General features: G+C 42.0%; 5 protein-coding genes and 1 pseudogene. 3 read left to right on the forward strand and 3 right to left on the reverse strand.

Translation table 11 applies throughout. The features are described 5' to 3' along the window. Positions 1–525: pseudogene (locus CXF62_RS01150) on the forward strand (DNA polymerase III subunit gamma/tau); the annotation flags it as partial. A gap of 233 nt (positions 526–758) precedes the next feature. Beyond that, positions 759–1,658: a LysR family transcriptional regulator gene (locus CXF62_RS01155; protein WP_102092608.1), complete on the forward strand. Its 900-nt coding sequence runs from the start codon at positions 759–761 to the stop codon at positions 1,656–1,658. A 120-nt stretch (positions 1,659–1,778) separates the two neighbouring features. Here CXF62_RS01155 and CXF62_RS01160 read toward each other — a convergent pair whose 3' ends face one another. Together CXF62_RS01160 and CXF62_RS01165 are read right to left on the reverse strand one after the other, a co-directional pair. Continuing rightward, a complete protein-coding gene (locus CXF62_RS01160) occupies positions 1,779–2,960 on the reverse strand; it encodes an aspartate aminotransferase family protein (RefSeq protein ID WP_102092609.1) in 1,182 nt (393 codons plus the stop codon). Positions 2,961–3,000: 40 nt separating this feature from the next. Further along, positions 3,001–3,192 carry a DNA gyrase inhibitor YacG gene (locus CXF62_RS01165; RefSeq protein ID WP_057760289.1) on the reverse strand — a complete coding sequence of 64 codons (192 nt, stop codon included), beginning with the start codon at positions 3,190–3,192 and terminating at the stop codon, positions 3,001–3,003. Between the two features lie 189 nt (positions 3,193–3,381). Here CXF62_RS01165 and CXF62_RS01170 point away from each other — a divergent pair, with 189 nt between their 5' ends. After that, positions 3,382–4,056: a class I SAM-dependent methyltransferase gene (locus tag CXF62_RS01170; RefSeq protein ID WP_102092610.1), complete on the forward strand. Its 675-nt coding sequence runs from the start codon at positions 3,382–3,384 to the stop codon at positions 4,054–4,056. A 134-nt stretch (positions 4,057–4,190) separates the two neighbouring features. On the opposite strand, the gene CXF62_RS01175 is transcribed toward CXF62_RS01170, so the two are convergent. Further along, complete coding sequence (locus CXF62_RS01175; RefSeq protein WP_102092611.1) at positions 4,191–5,585, reverse strand: ABC1 kinase family protein; 1,395 nt, start codon at positions 5,583–5,585, stop codon at positions 4,191–4,193. Between the last annotated feature and the right edge of the window lie 201 nt (positions 5,586–5,786).

The raw sequence follows: 5,786 nt of genomic DNA on the forward strand, positions 1-5,786 counted from the left end.
GTTGTTGAGCCTGAACCAGTTGTTGAGCCTGAACCAGTTGTTGAGCCTGGCGCAAATGATTCTCAGTTAACAGCACACTCTGATGAAGATCCATGCACGTTGCTGCGTTGTCCACCTCAAGAACTAACAGGTGAGTGGAACCCAGAAAAGTGGGACTACTGGCTGCAAACTGCTCGTGAAGGCGAGGTATTGGCACAAGATGAGCTAGCACTGGCACGGCAAGGTACAATGACTGGTCAATGTAATGGCAAAGCCACGTTTTTGACCAGTGTTGATAGTAAGCATTTGCAGGTCACTTTTCAGCAATTGGCAGCTAAGCTACAACAGCAATTTACGCAAGCTGACATTGACTTGAAAATTGATAGTAGTATCATGCAGACCGAAGATAAAACCCCAGAGCGCCGACAGAAAAAACGTTTAGAGCAAGCGAAAACCGTTGCTGAAACGAAATTACTAAAAACACCAGTAATGCAGTATTTAACTGAACGTGGTGAGGGTAAAATGGGTAAAGTACAGCTGTATTAAGATTTTAGAGCAGTGTTTGCTCAAAGTATCTAAAAGTATATTTATATATTGAACGTAGTTTTATATTAAATATCAAGGTGATAGCAATATATCACCTTGATATTTTTGTTTTTATTACGGGTCAAAATATATTTATCAAACAAGAGAGAACCATTTGATAACGATAAGATGAATGTAAAGTCGTTATAATGGTTAAGTTATATTAAAAACTGAAATGACGTTTAGGTGAGAATATGTTGGATAATTTACGCGGTATGGCTGTGTTCGCCAGTGTGGTCGGACATGGCTCTTTTAGTGGCTCAGCACGTGAGCTAGGTATCACAACCAGTGCAGTCAGTCAGCAAATTCGTTCATTAGAGAACGAGCTTGGTGTGGTATTGCTACATCGCTCAACTCGTAAGCTAAGCTTGACAGAAGCTGGCGAGAGCTTTTATGAAGCGGCAAAAGATGTCGTCAGCGCAGCTGAGCAAGGACGTATCAAAGTTAATCAATTGCGTGATGAGCTAGCAGGTAGTTTGCGTGTATCGACGACGCCTGAGCTTGGTGTCAATCACATACTGCCAGCACTCTCTACTTGGATGGCGGCACATGATGATTTAAGCGTCACCTATTTAGCTGACAATCAGTATATTGATATGATTGACGAGCGTATTGATATTGCCATTCGTATGAGCCCATCGATTAATGATTCTAGTCTAAGCAGTCATCCATTGACCGATGTGCGCCAACTATTGGTTGCCTCACCCCAGTATTTGCGTCAGCACAGTAAGCTAAATACGCCTAAAGATTTGGCTGAGCATCAATTAATCTGTATTGAAATCATGAAAGATGCCAATCAGATTGATATGATTCAGACTGAAACTGGCAAAAAAACGCGTGTCAAAATGAACTCGCGTATCTATACCAATAACGTGTTTATGGCAACGACGTTGGCTAAAGAAGGTCACGGTTTGGTTAGAATGTTAGAAATGGACGTCAAAAAAGAGCTTGAGAGTGGTGAGCTGGTAGAAGTGTTGACTGGCTATCAGTTACCAAGCTTTGTGCTATATGCGGTCACTTTAAACCGCGACCAACAGCCAGCTAAAATCACTCGTTGTCTAGAAGTACTTAAGAAATACTTCCATGCGAATTAAGTGTTGTTCTCACTACGCACGAAACGTTTTTAGTAAGCAGTAAGCAAAAAGCAAAAAGCCTATAGATAATGAATCATCTATAGGCTTTTTTATTGTCTGTTATTAACGTTGAAGCATGCTTTAAAATGATGGCTTTAATAGATTGATCAAACGCTCAGCGACTTGTGTGCTTTCATCACGGCTCATGTTAAGTGGTGGCAGCAAACGTACAACATGACCACCCGTCACATTAATGATCAGCTTTTGCTCATCACGGGCACGATCCACCAGTTGACTACAATCCATATCTTCAGGTAGCGCGATACCAATCATCATACCTGCACCGCGACTGCTAACGCCATGTTGACCAAATGTATCAACGATACTTTCTCTAATGAATAAACCCTCAGTCACTGCGTTTTCCATGATATTACTATTTGCTAGCACGTCATATACGCTATGTACCACACGGCTGGCCAATGGTGTACCACCATAAGTAGAGCCGTGGCTACCAGCGCCAAACAGACCATTGGCACGGCCACGTACCATGCACGCACCAACTGGGAAACCATTACCTAGACCTTTGGCTGTCGTCAACACATCAGGACGAGCATTGCTGTGTTGATAAGCAAAGTATTTACCCGTACGGCCATTACCTGTTTGCACTTCATCCAGCATAAATAGCCAGTTATGAGCGTCACATTCCGCTTGTAACTCTTCAAGATAAGTGAAGCCATTGGCTGCAGTGTTTAGGCCACCTTCGCCTTGGATCGGCTCTACAAAGATAGCGCAGATATCATCATGTTCTAGAGCAGCTTGTTTGACAGCTTCGATATCGCCAAATGGCACACGAATAAAGTCTTCATCTAGCGTATAAAATCCTTCACGCGCCTTTGGATTTGCAGTAGCTGACAAAGATAATAACGTACGACCATGGAACGATTGCTCCATTACGATAACTTTTGGACGTTTAAAACCTTGCTTGTAGGCGTATAAACGTGCCAGTTTCAATGCAGCTTCATTGGCTTCGGCGCCGCTATTGGCAAAAAACACACTGTCCATTTGGGCGGCGGTACATAGTATCTCTCCAGCACGCTCTTGCCAATCAATGCCAAACAAGTTGCTTGTATGAATCAACATACCTGCTTGCTGCTGAATCGCGTCAGTGACTTGTGGATGACAGTGTCCTAAGCCGCATACCGCGATACCAGTTAAGGCATCTAAGTAAGGCGTGTCATCTTTGGTATAGAGCCAACTGCCTGCACCGCGTGTAAAGCTGATTGGTTGACGATTATAAGTGGGCATCAGGTAAGTAGCAGACATGTAAAACATCCTTGGTATAATAATTGAGTAAAAGTGTGGATTATAGCTCGTCAGAAAAAGGCGTGGTTTCTGCAGGTAAGGTGTAATCTTCGTTTGCCCAAGCACCTAAGTCGATTAGCTTGCAGCGACTGCTACAAAACGGCTTATATTTATTGTCTTGCCAGGCCGTCTGGGTGCCGCAACGTGGACAAGGGTAGGTCTTTGGGGGCGTGTTTGCAGTAGAGTCAGTCATAAGAAAAGAGCAATGTCCTAAATGTTATTAGTATTGGTTGCATATGGCATAAGCATAAAACGCATCCGTCATTTAAATTACGACGAAACGAGGCGTACTTGCTATCGCTGTATTACTATTCAATTGGATTGACTATATAATAGCATGGGGCCGAATAATGACAAAAGACAAATGCTTTAAGGATAGTAGATGACCGACAATATTGATCTCACGCATCAGCAAGAGCGTGCCTTTCAACCACAAAAACTGTCAGCACCGCGTGACTTTATTATTCCAAATATTATTAATGACAATAAAAATGAAAAACCGTTAATGCTAGAGATTGGGGCAGGGAAGGGTAAGCATGCACTTAGCTTTGCCGCACAAAATCCTGATAAGCATCTGATAGCCATTGAACGCACGCGTAATAAATTTGAAGCATTCTCAAAATTAGCCACTTTACAAAATCTATCAAACCTAGATGCGATTCATGCGGATGCGATTGCATGGACAGTGCATGCCATTAAACCAAATAGCTTGGCTAAAATCTTCATTCTTTATCCCAATCCTGAACAGCACAATCCAAATCAGCAATGGCTGAATATGCCTTTTTTTGAGTTTTTATTATCACGCTTGCAGGTGGGCGGAGAAGTGATATTAGTCACTAATATCGAATCCTATATGGACAATGCAGAACACCAAGCAACCAAAGTATGGTGTCTACCATCAACACGTTCTCGAGTACCAGCGACCAGTCAGCGCACTCATTTCGAAGTGAAATACCTTGCCCGACAAGAAGTGTGTTGGGAGCTAAATATTCGTAAGCCGAAGTGGTATAAAACAAGATTTGATGATTGGCAGGTAAATGCTATAAGCGAAAAATAATAGCCTAAGTAAATATAGGGCTTATGTCAGTGCTCTACAATAAAGGTGGTAGTATTAAACATAAAATAGCCTAAGCAATTAAAACTGGAAAAATAAAAAGCCGTCACTAAAGGACGGCTCAAAATTTGCACGGTTTATAAATAAGGTTTTACGAGGCTGTTAGAGTTGGTATGCGCATCTAAAACAGTCAAAAAGGTATATGCACCGATAAACTTACGACTGATAAACATAAATTCTTTTGGTGGTAGATTAAATTCAAAAGATTGCATTGCGCGTGTAGCCGTAGTAGATAGGCGTGAATGTAATTTACTGTTGGCCCAAATATAGCGATCCTGCTCATCTAAACATTCGCTAGGGATATTGGTATTTTTCTCAGGGTCACTAAAAGGCTCGGTAGCCAGTAAAAATAACGAAGCAATATCTGAACGTACTTTATTACTCATGCTATCGAAAAAGTCATATCCTTTCATAGCAAGGCTCATTGCTTGCTGATCATGGCGATATCCTGCGCGTAGTAGACCACGGGCAATCGTTAATAAGTTACCATCAAACTGACGAATCGCTCCAAAATCTAGCAAAACCAATCTATCGATATCTTCATCGTTTTCGCTCACACGCACTAAATAATTACCAAAGTTGGGATCTGTTTGCATCTCACCCCATACAAAAATCTCTTGCATCATGATTTCTATAGCTGCTTGGCCAATGGCATTAAGGCGTTCATGAGGTAATAATTGTAATGCTTCCGAGACCACAGTGATACCTGGCTCGTATGACATACATAGCAGACGCTTTTTAGAATAAGTGCGATTAATCTTAGGCACGATATAGCGAGGATCATCGATTAAACGCTCGTAAAAACGTTCTGTCGTAGCCGCTTCCGCTTCATAATCGACTTCGTGATGGAGTAGGTCACGTATTTCCTCAAACCAAGCATCGAGTGCGCGTGTTTGGGGAACGATATTACTTACTTTTAACAATCGTTTGAACAAGGCAAGATCAGAATTGATAGCGTCTGCCACACCCGGATACTGAATTTTTAACACAACTTGTTCGCCAGTGGCGAGTACGGTCGCACGATGAACTTGAGCAAGAGAAGCTGTTCCGATGGGGACAGGATCAATGTCTAGCTCGTTTAGTTTGTTGCCCAGTAACTGGCGTAATGTTTGCTCAATCGTCGGCCAAGTCAATGTCGCCGTGTCATCATTAAGGGTTTGCAAAGCGCGTGTGATCTCTGGCGGCAGTATATGCTCACCATAAATCGCTAGCATTTGACCAATCTTGACGACCGAACCTTTCAATTTACCTAGCTCTGATGCCAGATAATTTGCTTGAGTTTCCATAAACGCTTGATTGCGTGCAGTACGAGCTTCTTTATTTAAGAACATACCAGACACGCTATTACCCGCCCAACGACGACCAATATTCAAAGAAGTTTTTGCAATCGACATACGACGATCAAACCCTGAGGTTTTTAGGCTATCGATTGATTGCTTGTTGCTAAAAGGTTTAGACGTATCATTTGCCATAAGTATAATCATTCATCCAATTGGTATTGATTTGCGGGTTCGAAACCTACAATACAAGGGAGACGTGATGCACAGGTACAAAATTGTATCATATAAAGCGCGTTGGTTTTATGAGCCTGAGCTGGCCATTGATAGTTACTTTGTAAGCCAATATCTAGTGGTAACTATTGATAAATAGGCGATTACTAATTTAAGTATGAT

The sequence above is a fragment of the Psychrobacter sp. MES7-P7E genome, from assembly GCF_002863645.1.
In the GTDB taxonomy this organism is placed as follows: domain Bacteria; phylum Pseudomonadota; class Gammaproteobacteria; order Pseudomonadales; family Moraxellaceae; genus Psychrobacter.

Coding starts and splice junctions, on each gene's coding strand:
- CXF62_RS01155 (WP_102092608.1), top strand. CDS start 759: ATGTTGGATAATTTACGCGGTATGGCTGTGTTCGCCAGTGTGGTCGGA.
- CXF62_RS01175 (WP_102092611.1), bottom strand. CDS start 5,585: ATGGCAAATGATACGTCTAAACCTTTTAGCAACAAGCAATCAATCGAT.
- CXF62_RS01160 (WP_102092609.1), bottom strand. CDS start 2,960: ATGTCTGCTACTTACCTGATGCCCACTTATAATCGTCAACCAATCAGC.
- CXF62_RS01165 (WP_057760289.1), bottom strand. CDS start 3,192: ATGACTGACTCTACTGCAAACACGCCCCCAAAGACCTACCCTTGTCCA.
- CXF62_RS01170 (WP_102092610.1), top strand. CDS start 3,382: ATGACCGACAATATTGATCTCACGCATCAGCAAGAGCGTGCCTTTCAA.